We start from the raw sequence: 21,417 nt of genomic DNA, 5'->3' as shown, positions 1-21,417 counted from the left end.
CGCCATGAAACCATTTCGTGAAAACGCACCCAGTGCAACAACAACCAGCCGGCTGTCCAAGAAGCTGCTGCTACCTGTCTCGCTATGTGCCGCTTTGTCTGTGACCGCAGCGACGACCGATATTTCCAATATTCCGCTGCTGGGTGGTATTGGTGCGGGGGTCAAACCCAACATCATGTTGCTGATGGATACCTCGAATTCGATGTCGTGGACGCACATGCCCGATCAGATGGAGGTTGAAGGTGCCAAGCAGTCGATTGGTTACAAGAGCAGTCAATGCAACTCCCTTTATTTCAACCCGGCGCAGGTTTACAAACTGCCCAAGGACGCGGCCAATTCACTGCTGCCGATCCCGAGTTTTACCGCCGCACCTTATAACTATTACGTGGATGCCACCACCACGGTCAATTTGTCGACCAATTTTCAGGCGCACGATGCAAACACGGTGCGCTCCGTTGTTCTGACCGTGGCCGATACGCCGCAGGCTGCCTATTATTATGTTTACACCGGCACTGCGAGCCTGACTTACAACAGTGGCCCCTGCATCGCAGCCGATACGATGGCAGCCAATACTACGGGCAATGTTGGGACCACTGGCGGCACGTGGACCCGCAAACTGGTTTCAGTGGCCGAACGTGAGAATTTCGCCATCTGGTACACCTACTATCGAACCCGCATGGCGCTGGCCAAGAGCGCCATCGGACTGGCTTTCTCACCCCTCAATGACAATTACCGGGTTGGATTTCTGAACGGAAACCCAACCATTGTGGGTACCGGCACCAGCATCACACCCAGCACCTCAGTGCAGAGTCCGCGCTACGAGAAGATTGGCGACTTTGACGCGGCTCAGAAAGTGCGCTGGTTTTCAAAACTTTATGGCCAGTATCCGGCAGGCAGTTCGCCTACCCGCGAAGCACTGGCACGTGTTGGCCGACACTACGCTGGCAAAACCGACGGCATCAACCAGGGTATGGCTGAAGACCCGGTACAGTATTCCTGTCAGCCCAATTTCACCATCCTGACCACCGATGGTTACTGGAATACGGAGGCAGAGAAAACAGGCAATGGGGGCGGCCCCACCAATATTGCCGGCAATGCCTGGGTCGGTCAGCAGGACAGTCCGTTGACCGACGATAGCGGCATCGCTCCCCGAGGGGTGTTTGACGGCGTCACCAGCACCGTCGGCTATACGCAAACCAGCTCGACCACAACACACTACAACTATGAGGCTTGCGCAAGAAACGTGACCGGAAAATTCACGCGGGTGGTCCGCAAGACGTCCAAGCAATGGCAAAAAACCGTCACCACCGCGCCGGTCAACAACGCAACGCGTATAGAAAGGCGCACCTCGCAGCTGTCGCGCCGCACCTGGAATACCACCCTTGCAACGTCACAGTACAAGCTGGAAACCACCACGATCACCAAGTCGACCTCGCAAAGCAAGTGGTACAACCCAGCCACAGAGACAACGACCCCGGTTGCAAGTTGTTCCGGTCTGACAGGCTGTACAACCCAAACCACCGGCCCCAACGTCGTGTCGTCCTGCAATGCCGCCACCGGTAGTGCACCCGACTACATCCATGTCACCTGCAATACCAACACCGCCAACACACCTGTGGCTTCCTGTTCAGGTGCCGGGTGTACCCACCTCACCACCGGGCCCACTGCGGTGGCCGGTAATGCCTGCCCGAACGGGTGGGGCAGCAACTACGTCTTCAATACCTGTACCGTCACCAATGATGTGACAGCGCTGGTCAGCAGTTGTTCAGGGACGGTGTATTCGGCTTCCGGAAATCAGACTTGCAGCAGCGTGAACGATTCCGGCTGGGGCACGGTAGCCAGTTGTAGCAGTTCGGGCGGAGCCTATGTGGGTTCGCCTCCGACCAAGACAGACTGCCAAACCATCAGTTACTGCATCCCCGATTCGACCAACAACAACTGCTCTGCCACCGCCGTGACCACCGTAGGCGGCAGTTGCACCCCCAGCGGCAACACCACCTGCACGCTGATTACCACCGCCGGCCCCACGCCAGTGGACCCTGCGACCTGTGTCAACGACCCAACACCGAGCGCAGGCAATGGCTGGATTGGCACCACCTGCGCCAATCAGGATAGTGCCGCTGTGGTGGACGCGGCCTGTGCGCCGATTCCGGCCACAGCTCCGAACTGGATGGCAACACTTTGCACCGGGACAGTGTCGGTGGCGGGCGTCAAAGCGAAAAAGACCGATACAACGCTCACCACCCGTACCTATCTGGATGGCACGGTCACCGGCCCGACCACTGCAGTCAACTCCAGTTATACGACGGCGTGTATTGATTCTGCAACGGCGCCAGCACTGCCCGCCGACGTCACGGTGAACCATGCTCCCGTGGTCGTTGCCAGCACTTTCTCCACCGGAAGCTCCAATTCACTGGCAGATGTCGCCCAGTACTATTACAAAAACGATTTACGACCTGCCCTCATCAATGATGTCCGGGCCTCTGGCACGAGTTGGGGTGCCGACCGGGCCAATTGGCAGCACATGACCACTTTTGTCGTGGGCCTGGGTGTTTCTGGGACGCTCAATTACCAGGAAGACTACGCTACCGCCATCACCGGTGATTTCTCAAAAGTTCGCCTGGGTACCTTGGGCTGGCCCCGGTGGCCGGAGCCCAGCCTGGACTATGCAACTTATGCTCAGCTGTACAACGATCCACGCTCCATTGATGATTTCTGGCACACCGCTGTGAATGGCCGGGGCAAGTACTTCAGTGCCAATAATCCGGACTCTGTGGTTTCTGGCATTCGCGGTGCATTGGCCGCGATCGACGCCAGTGTCGCCGCAGGCACGAGCGTCGCCATCTCGGATCTGGCCGGATTCACCGTTGGAGGTCTGAGCTTTGCATCAACCTATGTCAGCGGGCGCTGGACCGGGGACTTGCAGGCGCGCGAAGCGGCAACCTCAACGGTAGCGTGGTCGGCGCGTACTTTGCTCAATGGGCAGGTTCAAAACGCCTGCGACGACCGGAACATCTATGTTCGCGACACCAGCGCGACCAACAGTCTGGGGGAATTCACCTGGAACACCACCAAGTGCGCAACAGCCGCTGTCTCCAATCAGTTGAGCACCGCGCGCAAAGCACTTTTTGCCGCCACCGGGCTCACCCAGTATATGGACATGTCGCTTGGTCAGGTCGGTCAGGCAACGGGTGAAAGCCTGGTCAACTATATCCGCGGCCAAAGACAATTTGAGGGTTTTGCGCCGGGCATCAGTGGCAAGCTCTATCGCCAGCGAGACGCTGTACTGGGTGACATCATCAACTCGAAACCCCAGTATGTCGCTGCACCTTACCGGCAATTCACCGATGCAGGGTACGCTGCATTCAAGTCAACCTGGTCAGCCCGCAAACCCATGATTTACGTCGGTGCCAACGACGGCATGTTGCACGCGTTTCACGCGCCTACGGCCAGTGCACCCGCCGCCGATCAGGCACTTGCCGGCAAGGAAGCCTGGGCTTACGTTCCGTCCGCTGTCATCCCGAAACTGACACAGTTGGCGGACAACAATTATTCAGCCAACCATCGTTTCTTCGTGGATGGCACACCGGTTGTCGGTGACGTCAAGAATGCAAGTGGCTGGCGGACCATTCTGGTCGGTGGTCTCAACGCTGGCGGCAAGGCCTTCTATGCACTTGACATCACAAATCCCCTGCAACCCAAGAGCTTGTGGGAGTTTGACGCTTCCAGTTGTGGAGCATGCGATGTCGGCCTGAGTTTCGGCAAACCCGTGATTGGCAAACTCAAGAACGGTACTTGGGTCGTTCTGTTGACGTCGGGCTACAACAATGCCACCGGCAAGGGCCTGCTGTTTGTTCTGGACGCTGTGTCGGGTGCTCTGATTCGCTCGATTGACACCGGTGTCGGCACCGCCGCCAACCCGAGCGGACTGGCACAGGTCAGCGCCTGGGTGGATTTTCCGGGCATCAACGACACCATTCAGCGCGCTTACGGTGGTGACCTGTTTGGCAACATCTGGCGCTTTGACATCAATGATCTCATCGCGCCCGCCGGGTATGAAGCCAAATTGATGGCTACCGCCAAGGATGCCAGTGCGGTTGTTCAACCCATCACAACAGCACCGGAAATCGGCACCTGGAACAAACTGCCTTACGTTTTTGTGGGCACCGGCCAACTGCTTGGCGACTCGGATTTATCCAACACACAAAGGCAGTCTGTTTATGCGATCGTGGACGATTTGACGTCGGCTGCCACCATCAGCAATCTGCGGACAACGCTCAAACCCTACATCACCAAATCGGACTTCACCCTTGAATGCAGTGCCACCCCGGCGGTCTGTTCGGCCAACAACGCCAAAGGTTGGATGGTTGACTTGATGGTATCCAAAGAGCGTGTGAATTTGCCCCTGACCCTGGTTGGAACGACGATGGTGATTGTGACCAATGAGCCCAAGGCAGGTGTGTGCACCGCTGGCAGCAACACCCGTGTGTATTACGCCAAAGGCGACAACGGGCAAACCGCAGCCCCCGGCAGAATACTCAGCTCCAACGGCATTGTGGGGGTCACCTATGTCCGTGAAATCGTCGCAGACGGATCAGGTTATGGTGGAACAAAAACAAAATTCAAGGGTGCAACCACCGACGTGACGGGTGCGAACGGTGCCGACGTGGAACCACCCTTGACACCACCACCATCTGGCACCAATCGCATCAGCTGGCGAGAGCTCTTTTTCTAGATCTCCACCTGCCAGGGAAGGTGCTGCCGGCCCCAATGTTCGGTAGCGCACATACCAACTGAGCAATGCCCGATAAAGTCGCATTCGTCACGCATCAAAGCGGTCCTACTGAGCGAATCAGTGGATGCTGAGGACAAAACCCAGTCGAAACCGCTGGGTTTTTTTACGCGTAATGCTTTCGTGACGTAACGCATTTTCCGCCCTATCGATTTGCGCCGGTGAATCGCCTACCCTAAAATGCACCCCTTTTTTTGGCAAATCTGCTGGAAAGCAGAGACGCAAAGCCTCCGGTCCAACATTCCTAAATTAGGAAAGGATAGCGGGGTTGCCGGTCAGGCTTTCGTTGGACGCCGCTTTGACTGCTTCGCGTTGCTGCTTTGTCAACTCAAGGAACCATCGTGAAGCAAACAAAACCCTTTGGGCGTGCCCATATTCCCCTCTCGGAGCCTGGTCAAACAACAGCCAAGTCCGCTGACGAACCAGCGTCCAAGAAACACTCAGACGAAACCGAATCAGGTTCACAACGCGTTGACATTTTTGACCTCGCAAGCCGGATTGAGCCGCTTGAGACCACCAGAACCGTGCCCAATGTGTGGGGCAAGGTGTTGCGCGATGGTGCGATCTATCTTGGAATGCTCGTCACACTGTTCGTCGTTTACGTTGGAATGCGAGACAGCATGATCTTGGCGAAGGTGCTTGACGCCATCCCGACCGACGACACTGTCATGCTCTGCAAAGACGGTACCGTCATTTATGACGACGACGGCAATATTGTGTCAATGATCTCCAACAGACTTTTCAATCGTGGGCATCTCATCTGCACCGACTGGCGCGTTCAAAAGGGATTCCTTTACGCACCGCGAGGCTAGTGCCCGAGCGTTTTTGCAATACAACCCAATACTCTTCAAGAGAGCCATTCTCTGGCCCGAATGACTCGCCACGCAGGTTGGCAACATGAGCTGGCAGCAGCCTCATGAATTCTGGCCTGTCGCAGCTTTCATCGTTACCTGAACTTCAGGCTGCTGAGTAGCCTGCTGTGCGACAGCGTCAAAACTCCAAAGCATGGTTCCTTGGACGATCGCTGTAATGGCAATAGCGACGGTGATTGCAGTGAAACGAATGCGGTTGGTAGTGTTCATCTTGACTCTCCAGTTGACCGGCCCAAACGGCCCGTTGAAGAGAATGTAGGTATCTTAGTTCCGGATTGCACGTTGATTGCGATGAACTGCGGATTCAGGAGACGAACTGCAGAACGTCCCGATGGACCGCGACACTTTTTTTGAATCAGTGGAGGCCAAGTCCAGCACCAGACTGTTCAAGCACCAAATTCAGGGCTAAGATCACCGAATGGCACAGAGCAATCAACGCCGCGATGACGAAGTGATCATGCTGGATCAGGCACTGCGGTGGCACCGCGAATGGAAAGACAAGTTACTGGCTGCGGTCGATGCAATGGAACCCATCCATGCAGACACCATTGGCCGGGATGATCTTTGCAATCTGGGTCGATGGCTGTGCACCGAGGGTGATCGGCACTATGGTCACAGTCCGGCCTTCCAGGACCTTGTGCTGCATCACCGCGAGTTTCATTTGCTCACCGGCGCTGTGGCAGAAATCGTCAATGAAAAGCAGTATGCGTTGGCGAAGACCTACCTTAGCGACGACGCGGAGCTGGCGCTATGCTCCTCGGGCGTTGAAGAGGCGATCCAGCGCCTCAAGAATGCCCTGACGACTTGATTTCACGCCATTGATTGCAAATCTCGGAGTGAAGGCGTGGAACATCGCAGGGGTCACATCCTCGCACCGAGCACGCGCAGTTGACTTTCGCAAGTCTCAAATCAACTTCAACTGCACAGGAAACTCCATCGGAAAGTCTACTTCGCCACTCGGCGTTCGGACTCGCACCGACCCCGAGAGCTTTCCGCTGACCTTGCCCATTTGCATAATCACGTTGCCAGTGGCCGACAGCAGAGCCTTATGGTCAATGGTCACCGGAACCCGCAATGCGGTTGGACGACCGGCAGAGGCCAATACAAACGACTCCTTGGAACCCATTGCCACGACGGCACCATGAATCTCGAGCAAACAAGAGATTTTCGGCACCCTCAGATCAAAACCCAAAGGTGACTGAACATTGATGTCTGCGTTTACCGTAGAGTCTCGCAGGCTGATGGTGCCCACCTGAACGTCAGTGGCCCTGGCAAAGCGCTTAACCGTCTCCTTCATGGGCTCTTTCAACACCAGATTGGCCTTGGTCGCCGCAACCGCCCAGTTCACTGTATTGATCGACTTGCCATCGACCAGTTCCCCAACAAAACTGAGGTGTAAGACGTCGCCACGCGCCTGCTGAGCAACCTTCTCCGAAATGCCGCGCCATGGAACAGCCGCGCTTAACTCACACGCACCGGCGGCTGACTTTAAGTTGCCCGCAAAAGCGACTGTCATCGCCACGTCATACGCCTTGAGTTGTCCTCGAAACTGCCCAGCGCATTTCTTGACCGCATTGGACGAAAGAATCAGCGCGATATCGAACTTGACGGCATCGATCGGACCGATACGAACAGCCTGAATTGGAGCCGCGGCGTACCCTGCCGCATTGGACAGAAAGTAGGACAAGAACAAAAATACCAACAGCCGTAGAAATTTCATGACGCACTGTAATGGAGTTTTGGCGGTCTCCTGTTGTCCGCTCGTACTTCTGTGACATCAACCTGTTCGCTTGACCTACACCACAAAGGGCAGCTATTGTCGGTCACGGCGTTCACATCGCTGTCCGACGAACTGCTCTCAGAGCAGTCTCTTTGACACGACTACCGTCACCAGCCATGAACTGGCCGAGCGATTGAATGGTTTGCGACCGGATAACGGACCAAGGCCAAGACATGACCATTTCACGCGCAAAGTTCGCATGGTGCATGGCAATTACGCACAGCGCTTTAGAAGCGGCGATGTCGACACCGTTCCGCGCCGCGAGGCTTTCCCGGCGCTGGAATCGGTACAAAACCCTGCACCGGAGTCTGTAAAAGTCAGCAATTCGCTGGGATTGAAAAAGCCTGCTAGTTTTTAAGTAGCAGGCTTTCCTTTACCATATTGGTAGGGCGTCACAGACTTGAACTGTGGACCAAAGGATTATGAGTCCTCTGCTCTAACCAACTGAGCTAACGCCCCAACCGAGCTGGCGATTGTAAAGGCCTACTTGTGGTGGCTCAGCGCATTGCTGACGAGTTTGGATGTGATATCGACAATCTGGATCATCCGGTCATACGCCATGCGGGTAGGCCCGATAACGCCGAGCGTGCCGACCACCTGGCCGTCGACCTCGTAGGGCGCACTGACGATGGACAGGTCCTCAAACGGTACCACCTGGCTTTCCCCACCGATGAAGATGCGCACCCCTTCGGCCCGCCCGGTCACATCCAGCAGGCGCATCAACTGCGCCTTTTGCTCAAATAGCTCAAAGGCCCGACGCAAGTGGTTCATGTCGTTGGAAAAGTCACTGACCGACAATAGATTTCGCTCACCCGAGATGATGACCTCGTCTTGCGCCTCGCTCAACACATCGGAGCTGGCCGCTACAGCGGCATTCATCAGACCTGCAATTTCGGTCCGCAACGAATCGATCTCGCCCTTGATGCGCTCACGCACCTGCTCGATAGCCATGCCAACATAGTTGGCATTCAGAAAATTGGCCGCCTCCACCAGTTGGGACTGGGCGTAATCCACCTCGGTAAAGATGACGCGGTTTTGCACATCCCCTTCTGGCGACACAATGATCACCAGCAAACGCCGCTCCGATAACCGCAGAAATTCAATGTGGCGAAACACCGACGTTCGCCGCGGTGCAAGCACCACCCCGACAAACTGCGACAGGCTGGACAGCAAGTTGGCTGCGTTTGAAATAACCCGTTGTGGCTGATCAGGCGCCAGATGGTGCGTGCCCAAATGACCTCGTTGTACAGTGAGCATGGTGTCGACAAACAGGCGATAGCCCCGCGCGGTGGGTATACGGCCTGCCGAGGTGTGGGGACTGACAATCAGCCCTAACTCCTCCAGGTCAGACATTACATTGCGAATGGTGGCCGGCGACAGGTCCAGCCCCGACGCCCTGGACAAGGTGCGCGAACCTACCGGTTGACCGTCGGCAATGTAGCGTTCTACCAGCGCTTTCAGCAATAACTTGGCACGATCATCGAGCATGATTTCATTTTAGTGATGTAATTTGAAAATGAACCCCAAATTCCAGCTCGTGGCCCTCGTCGGCAAGTACCAAACGCTGGCAACCGGTGCCTCGGTTGCCAACGCACGCAGCGCGATCGAAGCGGTTGCACATTTTTTACACAACCAGGGTTGTGAAGTGGTGCTGGAACACGACACCGCACTCAACATGGGGATGACGGGATATCAGCAATTCACCGTGGAGCAAATTGGTCAACAGTGTGACCTTTGTCTGGTGGTTGGTGGCGATGGCACGATGTTGGGTGTTGGCCGAAAGCTGGCTGCGTACGGTGTGCCGCTGATTGGCATCAATCAAGGGCGGCTCGGCTTCATCACCGACATTCCCTATGGCAATTTTGCAGTCAGTCTGGGCAAGATGCTGCAGGGTGAGTATGTTGAAGACCTACGCAGCCTCATGAACGCCCGCGTCATGCGGGATGGACATTGTGTATACAAAGCCATGGCCATGAACGACGTGGTGGTGAACCGGGGCGCTGCGTCGGGTATGGTCGAATTGCGGGTGGAGGTGGATGGCCATTTTGTTGCCAACCAGCGCGCGGACGGGCTGATCATTGCCACCTCAACCGGGTCTACTGCCTATGCCTTGTCGGCTGGTGGTCCATTGCTGCACCCATCGATAGCAGGTTGGGTGATGGCACCGATCGCGCCTCACACCTTGTCCAATCGCCCTATTGTGCTGGCCAATACTTCCTGCATCGCCATTGAAATTGTGGCCGGCCGCGATGCCAGCGCCAGTTTTGATACGCAGTCTCTCGCATCGCTGATGCACGGCGACCGCATTGAGGTCAGCCAGTCCAAGCACCATGTCCGGTTCTTGCACCCCAAAGGTTGGTCGTATTACGACACCTTGCGCGAAAAATTACATTGGAACGAGGGAGTAACCACGACGTGAGTTTGCGACGCATTGTCCTGCGCGACTTTGTCATCGTGCGCGAGCTTGATCTGGACCTGGCGTCAGGCTTCACGGTACTGACGGGAGAAACCGGGGCTGGCAAGTCGATCCTCATTGATGCATTGCAACTGGCCACCGGTGGCCGTGCCGACTTGAACCTGATCCGCGAGGGCGCTTCCCGCACCGAGGTTTGCGCCGAGTTTGAGGTCACGCAGACGATCTTGGCCTGGCTCGAGGATGCCGGATTTGCCACTGACAGCCTGCTGATGCTGCGACGCACCTTTGATTCGCAAGGCAAAAGCCGCGCCTGGATCAATGGCAGCCCAGCCACTTCCACGCAATTGCGTGCCGCCGGTGAACAACTGCTCGACATTCATGGTCAGCATGCCTGGCAAAGCCTGACCCGCTCTGACGCCATGCGCGGCCTGCTCGATGCCTATGCCAAACTCTCGCAAACCGAGGTTGCCACACTGTGGCAACAATGGCGCGCCGCGCAGGAGCAACTCAAGTGCGCACACGCCGCTCAGGAGTCCTTGCTGCAAGACCGCGAACGGTTGAGCTGGCAAATCGGCGAACTGGAGAAGTTGTCGCCCCAAGTCAACGAGTGGCCCACCCTCAATGCCGACCATACCCGGCTTTCCAACGCACAGGCCTTGATTGATGCCGCGCAGGCAGCACTGGCAGCCCTTGATGGAGACGAAAGCAATGCCACCCGTCCGCTTGGTCAGGCACTCGAATTACTTCAAAAACAAGAGCATATAGAGCCCGAATTTAAAACGCTAGGTGAGGTTTTGGCTTCAAGTCTTGCGCAAACTGAGGACAGCGCGCGGTCGCTGCGCGTTTACCTGCGCAAAACCGAACCGGACCCGGACAGCCTGAACCTGCTGGACCAACGCTTGGCACTATGGGTGACGCTGTCGCGCCGTTTCAAACGCAACCCGGAAGACTTGCCAGACCTGCTGTTGCAGTGGCGGCATGACCTTGCCGCTCTTGACGCCGCCGCCGATCTGCAGTCGCTGGAACAGACACAGGAGCGTACCTGGCGAGCTTACCAACAGGCAGCCCGGCAATTGACACAATCCAGACGTCAGGCTGCGCAAGGTCTGGCCGACAGCATCACCAACGCCATGCAGGGGCTCGGCATGTCGGGCGGACAGTTCAAGGTTGAGGTGCAGCCATCTGCCCAGCCGCTACAAAGTGGCATGGACGAGATCAGTTTTCTGGTGGCGGGACACGCCGGCAGTACGCCAAGGCCGGTTAACAAAGTGGCCTCAGGGGGCGAGTTGTCGCGCATCGCATTGGCCATCGCCGTCACCACCAGCCAGCTCGGCAGCGCCCCGACCCTGATCTTTGATGAAGTGGACGCAGGAGTCGGTGGTGCTGTGGCAGAAACCGTGGGGCGCTTGATGCAGCAACTCGGGGCTGACCGTCAAGTACTGGCGGTGACCCACCTGCCGCAGGTTGCCGCCTGCGCGGACCAACATCTGCTTGTTCACAAGCAACTAGAAGCCGGCGCCACAGTCAGCTCGGTCCACCCGGTTCGTGGTGACGAGCGTGTGGCCGAACTGGCGCGTATGCTGGGGGGTGAACGTATTCTGGCAAGCACGCTGGCACATGCCCGCGATATGCTTCAGACCCAAGGTGATTGACATGCCCAAAGCGCTGACCGACTTGCAGATCGTGCTGATTACCGGCATGTCGGGCTCTGGCAAATCGGTCGCTTTGCACGCGCTGGAGGACCTTGGCTTTTACTGCGTGGACAACTTGCCGCCTGAGTTGTTGATGCCGCTGGTGGAGCTTGAGCGTCACCAGCATTGCAAACGTCTGGCCATTGCCATGGACGTGCGCAGCGCACAGGCACTGCCATTGGTGCCCGAACTGCTCAAGCAGCTCAAGGCCAGCAAGATCTGTATCGATTCGATTTTTCTTGACGCCACCACCGACACCTTGATCCGCCGTTTTTCGGAAACACGCAGGCGCCATCCGCTATCAGCCATTGCAGCGGGGGCCGATCAGCGTGACCACCGGCACGCACTGGCGGATGCCATCGAGCTTGAGCGCGAATTGCTGAGCGACCTGCGCGCCCAGGCGCACGTCATCGATTCCAGCATCATCCGCCCCACCCAGCTGCAAAGTTATGTCAAATCATTCATCGAGGCGCCAGCTGAGCAATTGACGCTAGTGTTTGAGTCATTTGCCTTCAAACGTGGCATACCCAGTGACGCGGACTATGTGTTTGACGTTCGGATGCTGCCCAACCCGCACTACGAGCCGGCCTTGCGCGCCCTGACCGGCAAGGATGCCGCTGTGGTCAGTTTTTTGGGGCAGCAGGACGAAGTGGCGCGGATGTTCTCAGATATCTGCAGGTTTCTGGATGGCTGGCTTAACGCACTGGCACAAAACCATCGCAGCTACGTCACCGTGGCCATTGGTTGCACGGGTGGCCAGCACCGGTCGGTCTATTTGGTGGAGCAGCTGACGGCACACTACCAGGCACACTGGGTCACCCTCAGGAGACACCGCGAAATGGACGCCCGCTCTGCCAAAGACTAGGACATCAGCATTTTCTTGATCGGGGCTGGCAACCCGAGACTCATCCATTGATTCCGGTCCAGCCAATCGCCATCCAGGCTGGGCCTGAGCGGGTGCTGCAGATGGGTCTGCACCGGATGCAAATAGAGGTCTTTGTGAGTCAACACATGCTTGACCACCGGCAGTTCAACGATCGGATGCGCTGCTGGCAGCACCACCCTCAAACTGGCCAGATCGTCAAACAGCGCAAAACAGAAAAGGCCTGCCCAAACGCCTGGGGTCGGGCGGCGTTGCAACCACAGTGCATCGCTGTCAGTACGCGCCCAAAGCATCCAGATCGACTGCACATGACGCTTGACCTGGCGACTCCGGACCGGGAAGTGCTCAACCTGGTGCCGCCTAAAAGCCTGACAGGCACCGGCCAATGGGCACACCTCACAGGCGGGCCGCCTGGCAGTGCAGAGCGTGGCACCCAAATCCATCATGCCTTGGGTGTAACGAGGCATCTGCACGGACAGGTCTTGTTGTGGCAACTGCTGCGTCGCCAGATCCCACAACTGGCGCTCATTCGCGGGACGGGCCAAATCAGCTTCATAGGCCAAGAAACGCGTCAACACCCGGCGGACGTTACCGTCCAGAATTGCAACGCGTTCACCAAAACAAATGGCAGCGATGGCAGCGGCGGTGGAGCGGCCAATTCCCGGCAGGGTCTGCAACATCTGTGCACTGCGCGGAAACACGCCGCCGTGGTGGTGCACGATCTCTTGCGCACAACGGTGCAAATTGCGCGCCCGGCTGTAATAGCCCAAACCCGCCCAGAGGCTCAATACCTCGTCAAGTGGCGCGCTCGCGAGCACGCCAACATTGGTAAATCGGGCCAAAAACCGCTCAAAGTAGACCCGAACCGTGACCACCTGGGTTTGCTGCAACATGATTTCGGACAGCCACACCCGGTACGGGTCGGTCGTGCCTTGCCAAGGCAAGTCATTGCGACCGTGCCTGACTTGCCACGTCACAACGGCCTGCGCCAGCTGAAACCCGGCCCGGGGTGCCTCACGCACCCGCTGCACCATCGGCCACATCAATCGGCCGCTGGGCGGCCATCCGCATCAGGTACCCGGTCAGTTCATCGAGTTTTTGCTGCGCCTGCTGCAGGTCGGCATCACGCCCCTGCACCTCGGCGATGCGCTCGTCCAAGCCCTCAGACGCCTGGGCGATGCGATCAATCGCCTCCAGCCGACGGACGAAATTACGTCGACGCCCGCGCAACTGGGAGTCCAGCTGCGACGCCGCCGATTTGCTCCAGGCCTCGACGTCGGCCAAGGCAGTTTCATGAACCCTGCGCAAACGTGTCGACAACGCCCTGACAACATTCTGTGCGAACTCAAGCTGCGCCAGCCTCCATGTGTTGCCAACACCCAGGTACTGGAGATGGCTGCGCTCGATCAGATCGAGTTCATTCAGGTAGCCCGTCACATCCGGCGCATCCGCGACGCGCAGCGAGAAACCGTAATCGGTGTTCAGATGTGAGAACGTGGCCTCCAGCATGGCGTGAATTTCCTGGCCCCTGGCCTGGACCTGCTGCAAATTGGCACGCAGATGCGCAAAGGTTTCACCATAGATGTGCCTGATACCAAGTTTGAAGCCCTTTTGATTCAGTGAACCCGTCAAAGCGGCTATTTCCTGCTTCAAACGCGAGGCCCCCAACAAGGAAAAGATATCCCTCAGCAGTTTCAGGTGTACCGAGCGCACTGCGTGTATCCGAGTGCCTGCCGCATCAAACTCTGCCTGTTCAGCGGCAATTCTGGATCGCATGCTCCTGATGACCGGCCGGTTTTTCCCCTGCAGTCCTTTGAGCTCAATCGATTGCTCGGCAATTTCACGCCGACGGATCTGGATCACCCTTGCCGTCTCACTTTGCAAACCCTCCATGGCCGAAGTGACCTGCCGCCCCAGCAACTGCCGTCGGCGCTCAACAACACCCTGACTCAAAGCGGTTTCAAACACGGCAAGCGCGCTTCGCTGGCTCAATGCCTGATCATTGCTCAACTTGCCCAGCAAGCCCTTTTGAGCAGAGAGGGCCATCACTTGCCCTGGATTGACACCAAGAATGTGCGCCGCATCACGCATTTGTTTATCAATTTGCGCCTGCACTTCTTCTTCGCTGTCCAACGCATCCCAAAGGGTGTCGATCTTGTTGAGTACCACCAGCCGTGCCGCCGCATCACGCTGATCATCGAGCAAATGCTCACGCCAGATGGTCAAATCTGACTGCGTCACGCCGGTGTCAGCGGCCAGCACAAAGACAATCGCCTGCGCCTGCGTGATCAAATTCACGGTCAGTTCTGGCTCGGCGCCGATCGCGTTCAATCCTGGAGTGTCGAGAATTACCAAACCCTGGCGCAGCAAAGGGTGCGCAATGTTGACCAGCGCATGTCGCCATCTGGGGATCTCAACTCCGCCATCCGCATTGGCGGTGAACAGATCATCCGGATTCTGACCATGCATGAAGCCGAGTGCCCGCGCCTCATCTGTGCTGACTCGTCGGGTTTCCGAGACGCGCGCAAATGCCTGCGCCAATTGCTTCGGATTGTTCACCTCAAGCGGCGTATGCTCCCATCGATCAGGCACCATGCGCCACTCCATCAACGACTGTGGCTGCATCCGGGTTTCGATTGGCAACAGTCTTAGACAGGGCGGCAGGCTCGGGTCATAGGCCATCTCGGTTGGGCACATGGTGGTGCGACCGGCACTGGCTGGCAGTATGCGTTGACCATACCCGGCAAAAAAAACTGCGTTGATCAGCTCGGACTTGCCGCGGGAAAACTCGGCGACAAACGCCACCATCACCTTATCCACGCGGACCTGCGTCTCCAGTTGATGCAGACGTTCTTCCACCGAGGCGTCGAGCATGTCCTGCTCTTTGAGCCACTGCGCCAGCAACCTCAGGCGCAGCGCAAACTCACGTCGCCATGCGCCATGTTGGTCAAATTTCTCATTGAATGAAGTTCCCAATCCGCCTCCGAACTTGCTGAGGGTCAATATAGCACCCTCGCCCGGCAAAGTCCCACGACCCTGTGGCTCACCGCTGTTGGCACTGCGGGCAATAAAAGCTGGATCGCTGGCCCTGACGGATCAGGCGGACCGCTGTCTCACAGCGCTTGCACGGCAAATTGGCGCGGCCGTACACCATCACCTCCAGCTGAAAATGACCCGCCTGCCCATCGGCACTGGAAAAATCACGCAAGGTACTGCCCCCTTTGGCCACCGCTGCGGACAATACGTCAACGATTGCCTGATGCAGACGCGCCACCCTTACCCGACTCAGGGTCTTGGCTATTGCGTTGGGCCGGATTCCTGCCAGAAACAGTGCTTCCGACGCATAGATATTGCCCACACCCACGACCAGATCGCCGGCCATCAATGCCTGCTTGACGCTGGTCGTGCGTCGTTTCAAGCCCGAAGAAAACAGTGCCAGGGAAAATTCGTCCCCGAGTGGCTCCATACCCAAATGGTCCAGCAACTTGCGTGCCATCGGGTCGGTCAGGCTGTCCACATACACCATCGCGCCAAAACGCCTGGGGTCATGCAGTCGCAAAGTGCCCTGTGTGGTGCGCAGATCAAAATGGTCGTGTGAGCCGGGCTCAGGCAGAGCTGGCGCAAACAACAGGCTCCCGGACATCCCCAGATGCAACAGCAGGTACCCACGGTCAAGGTGAATCACCAGATACTTGGCGCGCCGGGTCACGGCATCAACACGACGCCCCACCAACTCACCGCCCTGGATGCCCAGTGGCCAGCGCAACGGTTTTCCAACCCGCACCCCCGTCACCTGCGCGCCGGCAATGGCGTTGGCAAAGCTGCGGCGGCTTACTTCCACTTCGGGTAATTCAGGCATACAAACGCTTTCTGTGGTGCATGGATTATTATGAACAGATGCGTTTCAATTCCCTATTTCTTCGTGCCATCACCCCCCTGGCGCTGGGCTGCATGCTCAGCCTGTCGGTCCACAGCGCCGATGCGCCGCAGCGCAGCGCCAAAGTGTCAGCCATGGACAGCGGGCTTTTTTACCAACTGCTGCTTGGCGAACTCAATGCCCGCAACCATGAATCAGCCACCGCGTTCTCGCTGCTGCTGGATGCAGCACGCAAAACCGGTGACCCGAACGTGTTCAGGCGGGCAGTGCAGATCGCCATCCAGGCGCGTGCCGGAGAGTCCGCCCTGCAAGCTGCCAAAGCGTGGCGGGACGCTGAGCCGACATCCAGTGAGGCCAACTTGTTTGTGCTGCAGATACTGCTGGGCTTGAACCGGGTTGCCGATACCGTGGAGCCCATTCAGCATGAAATTACCCTGACGCCCGCTGCCGAACAGCGCGAGTTCCTGTGGCGTCTGCCTCATTTTTTCGACCGTGTCTCTGACCGCCAACTTGCTGCTGCCACCGTACAAAATGCGCTGCAGAAACTGACCGACGATCCATCCTTGGGTGCCACGGCCGGAGCCGTCATCGGGCGCATGTGGCTTGGTGCCGGCGATAAGACCGCGGCGCTGGCAGCGGCCAGCAAAGCGTTGTCGCTGAACCCAAATGCAGAGCACCCGGCATTGCTGGCCATGTCCATGCTCGGGTCTGACACTCCCCAGGCAGAACAACTGGTCAGACAGCATCTGCCACAGGCGCGCGCCGAATTTCGCATCGCGTTTATCAAGGCCCTGCTCGGCCAGCAACGCGAAGTCGAGGCACGCGCCGAGTTGGCGCATCTTCAGAGCAGTCAGGCCGATTTTGCCGAGGCCTGGTTGATTCACGGTGCGCTGGATCTGCAGCAACAACAGCTTGATCCGGCCCAACGGCAATTGCAGCGTTATCTGGACCTGGTCGAGGCGCTGCCTCAAGCCGAGCGCTCCGCAGAAGTCCGGCGTGGACGTTCGCAGGCGCTAATGTCTTTGGCTCAAGTCGCGCAGTTGCGCAAGGACCTGGTGCAGGCGGATGCTCTGCTACAAAGGGTCGACAATCCGGACGATGTGCTGCGGGCGCAGGTTCAGCGTGCCAATCTGTTGGCGCAGCAAGGCAAAACCGAAGATGCGCTGACGCTGATACAAAACCAAACCGAACATTCTGAAGCCGACGTGCGACTCAAACGCATGGCCGAGGTGGCACTGTTACGCGAGCACAAACTGTTTGACCGCGCCCGTGACCGCCTCAAAGCGGCCATCACCCAGAATCCGCACGACACTGACCTGATGTATGACCTGGCCATGGTCAGTGAGAAACTAGGGGAGATGGAAGAGATGGAGCGCTTGCTGCGCAGCCTGATTGCAGCCAAGCCCGAGGATCCCCACGCCTATAACGCGCTGGGTTATTCGCTGGCCGACCGCAACATGCGGCTGCCCGAAGCCCGGGACCTGATTGCCAAAGCACTTGCGTTGGCACCTGGCGACCCATTCATTACCGACAGTCTGGCCTGGGCTGAGTTTCGCAGTGGCAACCACGCCCGCGCATTGGAGTTGTTGCAAGCCGCCTTCAAGGACAAGCCGGACGCTGAAATTGCGGCCCATCTGGGTGAGGTTTTATGGGTCAGCCAGCGCCAGGCCGAAGCCTTGCATGTATTTCGTGAGGCAGTCAAGCTCAACCGCGACAACGAGACCCTTCAAGAAACGCTGAAACGGCTGCGTGTTCCACTGTGATCCGACGTCACGTCCTGCGCTTGACCAGTCTTCCAGTTGCTTCTTTTTTTGTAGCTGGATGTGCAAACCGGATAAGCGCTACAGCCAAAAATGATGTCCCGGTCATGACTTGGTCGGGCAAACTCTCGCTGCGCATACCTGCAGACCATGAACAGCCTGACGCGCAGGCACAGGTGCACAACGCCGGCTTTGATCTCCAGGGCGACGCGCAAACCGGGCAGCTGCGCCTGACAACGCCGCTGGGCACCACGGCGGCCCTGGTTGACTGGATGCCGCACCAAGCCACGCTGACCGCGAACGGCGTGACGCAGTCCTTTGCAGACCTGAACACATTGAGCCGGCACCTGCTGGGTACCCATGTGCCTGTGGCCAGTTTTTTTGATTGGCTGGCAGGGCAAGATCGCCCGGTCGACGGTTGGACAGTCGACTTGAGCCAGCAGGAGCAGGGCAAAATCACCGCGCGCCGAAACTACCCTGCGCCAAGCGCAGAATTGCGCCTGTTGCTTGAACCTTGACGTTGGCGATGGTCGGTCACAATTTCAAACCATGAAGTCTCTTTACGATGTCAGCGCGCCCGCCAAACTCAACCTGTTCCTGCACGTGGTCGGCCGGAGAAGTGACGGCTATCACCTGTTGGAGTCAGTGTTTCGGCTGATTGACTGGTGCGACACACTGCATTTTGAGATCCGCACCGATGGTGAGATCAGCCGTGAAGACCTGAATTGCACGCTCCCCGAGCAAGACCTGATCGTGCGAGCCGCCAGATCACTGCAGCAATTCAGTGGCACACCACTCGGTGCGCATATTGGCGTCCACAAGAGCATCCCGGCTCAGGCCGGTTTGGGTGGCGGCTCCAGCGATGCGGCATCCACCCTGCTGGCACTGAACCGGCTCTGGCGGCTTGGCCTTGATCGATCAAGTCTGATGGCCATCGGGCTCCAACTGGGCGCCGATGTGCCTTTTTTTCTGGGTTGCAACAATGCGTTCGTGTCCGGAATTGGCGAAAATCTGCACCCAATCCTTCTTCCACCGGCGCAGTATCTGGTCGTCAAACCTCAGACCGGGCTGGACACCGGGCGAATTTTTTCTCACCCCCAGCTAAAAAGAGATTCTGAAACTACTATAATCACAGGCTTCGCTGCAAACGCTGACTGGTCTTGTCGCAACGATTTGCAGGAAGTTGCTCGATCACTTTGCCCGGATATCGATGAAGCCATAGACTGGCTCCGGATCCAAGGACTGAGTGGCCGCATGACTGGGTCGGGGAGCGCAGTGTTCGCTGAACTGAAGTCTGCAATGGTTTTTGACAATGTGCCTGGTGAGTATCAGGTCAGGGTTTGCGATGGATTGGCGGCTCATCCCTTGCTGGGTTGGGCTGCATAGATTGGTTTGTCGGTAAAGCGTTTCGCGCTTTACCCGTGTAGGGGAGTCGCCAAGCTGGTTAAGGCACTGGATTTTGATTCCAGCATGCGAAGGTTCGAATCCTTCTTCCCCTGCCAAATTTGACGCATGTTTCAGACATGTGAAAGCTTTAGGCGATCAACTCGTTGGGATATACATGCAAGCCGATCAACCCCCTGAATTCATGGTTTTTACCGGCAATGCAAATCCCTCGTTGGCGGCGAACATTGCGCATTATCTGAAGACCGACTTGGGTGCCGCCGAGGTGGGCCGCTTCTCCGACGGTGAGGTCACCGTTGAGATCAAGCAGAACGTGCGCGCCCGCGATGTATTTGTGGTTCAGTCAACCTGTGCGCCGACCAACGAAAACCTGATGGAGTTGCTGATCATGGTGGACGCGCTCAAGCGTGCCTCAGCCGAGCGGATCAGTGCCGTCATCCCCTATTTTGGCTATGCCCGGCAAGACCGTCGCCCGCGCTCAAGCCGGGTACCCATCACGGCAAAAGTGGTGGCCAACATGCTGCAAGCGGTGGGAGTGGCGCGGGTGCTGACCATGGACTTGCATGCCGACCAGATTCAGGGCTTTTTTGACATTCCGGTTGACAACATTTATGCATCACCGGTTTTGCTGGGTGACCTGAAGCAAAAAAAATACGAAGATCTGATTGTGGTGTCGCCAGACGTTGGTGGTGTCGTGCGTGCGCGTGCACTGGCCAAGCAGCTTGACTGCGATCTGGCCATCATCGACAAACGGCGACCGCGTGCCAATGTGAGTGAGGTCATGCACGTGATCGGCGAGATCGAGGGGCGCAATTGCGTGGTCATGGACGACATGATCGATACCGCTGGCACTCTGGTCAAGGCAGCCGAGGTGCTCAAGCAACGCGGTGCAAAAAAAGTTTACGCCTACTGCACCCACCCGATTTTTTCCGGCCCGGCGATCAGTCGTATCAGCCAGGGTGACGCGCTTGACGAGATTGTGGTCACCAACACCATTCCGCTGAGCCCGGCGGCGTTGGCGTGTACCAAGATTCGTCAACTCAACGTGGCACCGCTGATTGCCGAGACCATTCAGCGCATTGCCGAAGGTAAATCGGTCATGAGTTTGTTTTCTGACCAGGACAACCTGTTCTGATCAGAAATTTCGAGTGGCTCGTCGTTCCCATCGGGGTGACGGGCTTTTTTTAATCAGGGTCGCACTGGTCGCGGTCGGCCCTTAATGGAGTTAGTCAATGAAATTTATCGCTTTTGAGCGTTCCAAGCACGGTACGGGTGCGAGCCGCCGTCTGCGCATCACCGGCCGCACGCCGGGCATCATTTACGGTGGTTCCGCTGAGCCCCAGCTGATTGAGGTGGACCACAACGCCTTGTGGCACGCACTGAAAAAAGAAGCTTTCCATTCCAGCATTCTGACCATGGAAATGGGCGGAGCCGAAAGCAACGTGCTGTTGCGCGACGTGCAGGTGCACCCGTTCAAACAGCAGATTCTGCACATCGACTTCCAGCGCGTGGATGCCAGCACCAAACTGCACATGAAGGTGCCACTGCACTTTGTGGGTGATGACCAGTCTCCTGCCGTCAAGACCGAGGGCTGTATTGCCAACCACGTGATCAACGAAATCGAGGTGCTGTGCCTGCCGGTTGACCTGCCTGAATTTATCAAGGTTGACCTGAGTGGCATGCGCAAAGGTACCTCGTTGCATCTGGCGGAAATCCCGCTGCCCAAGGGTGTTAAAGCGGTGACCCGTGGCAGCAACAAGAATCCGGTGGTGGTGTCGGTGGTGGTGGTTGCCGCCGCAGATGCACCCGCCGCAGACGCAGTCGTTGACGGCGCTGAAGCGGCCAAACCAGCCGGCAAGGCTGGCGCCAAACCGGCTGCCAAACCTGCCAAAAAATAAACCGGCCAACGCCATCTGCCAGGGGCCCACTTCGGTGGGCCCTT

At 57.6% G+C, this 21,417-nt stretch carries 18 protein-coding genes, 2 tRNA genes and 1 riboswitch; of the genes, 13 read left to right on the top strand and 7 right to left on the bottom strand.

Annotated features, from left to right (window positions below; translation table 11 throughout):
• Positions 1-4 precede the first annotated feature (4 nt).
• Together KBF66_RS00950 and KBF66_RS00945 are read left to right on the top strand one after the other, a co-directional pair.
• Complete coding sequence (locus tag KBF66_RS00950; protein ID WP_296650624.1) at positions 5-4,735, top strand: PilC/PilY family type IV pilus protein; 4,731 nt, start codon at positions 5-7, stop codon at positions 4,733-4,735.
• Positions 4,736-4,978: 243 nt separating this feature from the next.
• Positions 4,979-5,068: riboswitch (cyclic di-GMP riboswitch) on the top strand.
• A gap of 65 nt (positions 5,069-5,133) precedes the next feature.
• On the top strand, positions 5,134-5,604 hold the full coding sequence (locus KBF66_RS00945; protein WP_296650618.1) for a hypothetical protein: 471 nt from the start codon (positions 5,134-5,136) through the stop codon (positions 5,602-5,604).
• Between the two features lie 102 nt (positions 5,605-5,706).
• Here the strand turns inward: KBF66_RS00945 and KBF66_RS00940 are convergent, their stop codons facing one another.
• Positions 5,707-5,874 (bottom strand): hypothetical protein, encoded by a 168-nt coding sequence (locus tag KBF66_RS00940; protein WP_296650615.1) that lies wholly within the window; start codon positions 5,872-5,874, stop codon positions 5,707-5,709.
• Between the two features lie 208 nt (positions 5,875-6,082).
• Between KBF66_RS00940 and KBF66_RS00935 the strand changes: the two genes are divergently transcribed.
• Positions 6,083-6,472, top strand: coding sequence for a CZB domain-containing protein (locus tag KBF66_RS00935; RefSeq protein ID WP_296650609.1), 390 nt, complete (start codon positions 6,083-6,085; stop codon positions 6,470-6,472).
• 96 nt (positions 6,473-6,568) lie between these two features.
• On the opposite strand, the gene KBF66_RS00930 is transcribed toward KBF66_RS00935, so the two are convergent.
• Entirely contained in the window at positions 6,569-7,384 is an 816-nt protein-coding gene (locus KBF66_RS00930) for an LEA type 2 family protein (protein WP_296650607.1), read from the bottom strand.
• A 259-nt stretch (positions 7,385-7,643) separates the two neighbouring features.
• Here KBF66_RS00930 and KBF66_RS00925 point away from each other — a divergent pair, with 259 nt between their 5' ends.
• Complete coding sequence (locus KBF66_RS00925) at positions 7,644-7,802, top strand: hypothetical protein (RefSeq protein ID WP_296650605.1); 159 nt, start codon at positions 7,644-7,646, stop codon at positions 7,800-7,802.
• Between the two features lie 24 nt (positions 7,803-7,826).
• On the opposite strand, the gene KBF66_RS00920 is transcribed toward KBF66_RS00925, so the two are convergent.
• A tRNA-Ile gene (locus KBF66_RS00920) sits at positions 7,827-7,903 on the bottom strand.
• Between the two features lie 24 nt (positions 7,904-7,927).
• On the bottom strand, positions 7,928-8,932 hold the full coding sequence (gene hrcA, locus KBF66_RS00915; RefSeq protein WP_296650602.1) for a heat-inducible transcriptional repressor HrcA: 1,005 nt from the start codon (positions 8,930-8,932) through the stop codon (positions 7,928-7,930).
• 28 nt (positions 8,933-8,960) lie between these two features.
• Here hrcA and KBF66_RS00910 point away from each other — a divergent pair, with 28 nt between their 5' ends.
• The 3 genes from KBF66_RS00910 to rapZ are packed head-to-tail and all read left to right on the top strand — an operon-like array spanning position 8,961 to position 12,416.
• On the top strand, positions 8,961-9,863 hold the full coding sequence (locus tag KBF66_RS00910) for an NAD kinase (protein ID WP_296650598.1): 903 nt from the start codon (positions 8,961-8,963) through the stop codon (positions 9,861-9,863).
• Positions 9,860-11,512, top strand: coding sequence for a DNA repair protein RecN (recN, locus tag KBF66_RS00905; protein ID WP_296650592.1), 1,653 nt, complete (start codon positions 9,860-9,862; stop codon positions 11,510-11,512). Before KBF66_RS00910 ends, recN begins: the two co-directional genes overlap by 4 nt.
• 1 nt (position 11,513) lies before the next feature.
• Positions 11,514-12,416, top strand: coding sequence for an RNase adapter RapZ (gene rapZ, locus KBF66_RS00900; protein WP_296650588.1), 903 nt, complete (start codon positions 11,514-11,516; stop codon positions 12,414-12,416).
• Here the strand turns inward: rapZ and mutY are convergent.
• The 3 genes from mutY to mutM all read right to left on the bottom strand — a co-directional run bounded on the left by mutY (position 12,413) and on the right by mutM (position 16,293).
• Positions 12,413-13,477: an A/G-specific adenine glycosylase gene (gene mutY, locus KBF66_RS00895; protein ID WP_365732524.1), complete on the bottom strand. Its 1,065-nt coding sequence runs from the start codon at positions 13,475-13,477 to the stop codon at positions 12,413-12,415. The two genes, rapZ and mutY, sit on opposite strands and share 4 nt — an antisense overlap.
• Positions 13,449-15,410 carry a dynamin family protein gene (locus KBF66_RS00890; protein ID WP_296650583.1) on the bottom strand — a complete coding sequence of 654 codons (1,962 nt, stop codon included), beginning with the start codon at positions 15,408-15,410 and terminating at the stop codon, positions 13,449-13,451. The genes mutY and KBF66_RS00890 overlap by 29 nt, the downstream gene beginning before the upstream one ends.
• Before the next feature lie 67 nt (positions 15,411-15,477).
• Positions 15,478-16,293: a bifunctional DNA-formamidopyrimidine glycosylase/DNA-(apurinic or apyrimidinic site) lyase gene (gene mutM, locus KBF66_RS00885; protein ID WP_296650580.1), complete on the bottom strand. Its 816-nt coding sequence runs from the start codon at positions 16,291-16,293 to the stop codon at positions 15,478-15,480.
• Between the two features lie 38 nt (positions 16,294-16,331).
• On the opposite strand from mutM, the gene KBF66_RS00880 reads away from it, so the two are divergent.
• From KBF66_RS00880 to KBF66_RS00855, 6 genes are all read left to right on the top strand, one after another.
• Positions 16,332-18,074 carry a tetratricopeptide repeat protein gene (locus KBF66_RS00880; RefSeq protein WP_296650576.1) on the top strand — a complete coding sequence of 581 codons (1,743 nt, stop codon included), beginning with the start codon at positions 16,332-16,334 and terminating at the stop codon, positions 18,072-18,074.
• Positions 18,075-18,178: 104 nt separating this feature from the next.
• Positions 18,179-18,589 (top strand): lipoprotein insertase outer membrane protein LolB, encoded by a 411-nt coding sequence (locus KBF66_RS00875; protein ID WP_296650571.1) that lies wholly within the window; start codon positions 18,179-18,181, stop codon positions 18,587-18,589.
• 31 nt (positions 18,590-18,620) lie between these two features.
• Complete coding sequence (gene ispE, locus KBF66_RS00870; RefSeq protein WP_296650569.1) at positions 18,621-19,457, top strand: 4-(cytidine 5'-diphospho)-2-C-methyl-D-erythritol kinase; 837 nt, start codon at positions 18,621-18,623, stop codon at positions 19,455-19,457.
• Between the two features lie 39 nt (positions 19,458-19,496).
• A tRNA-Gln gene (locus tag KBF66_RS00865) sits at positions 19,497-19,573 on the top strand.
• Between the two features lie 59 nt (positions 19,574-19,632).
• Complete coding sequence (locus tag KBF66_RS00860) at positions 19,633-20,610, top strand: ribose-phosphate pyrophosphokinase (protein WP_296650566.1); 978 nt, start codon at positions 19,633-19,635, stop codon at positions 20,608-20,610.
• Between the two features lie 97 nt (positions 20,611-20,707).
• On the top strand, positions 20,708-21,373 hold the full coding sequence (locus KBF66_RS00855; RefSeq protein WP_296650563.1) for a 50S ribosomal protein L25/general stress protein Ctc: 666 nt from the start codon (positions 20,708-20,710) through the stop codon (positions 21,371-21,373).
• Positions 21,374-21,417 lie beyond the last annotated feature (44 nt).

This window comes from Rhodoferax sp. (genome assembly GCF_018063565.1).
In the GTDB taxonomy this organism is placed as follows: domain Bacteria; phylum Pseudomonadota; class Gammaproteobacteria; order Burkholderiales; family Burkholderiaceae_C; genus Rhodoferax.
The sequence above is the reverse complement of the archived record's forward strand: the minus strand, read 5'-3'. Positions and strand labels throughout refer to the sequence as shown.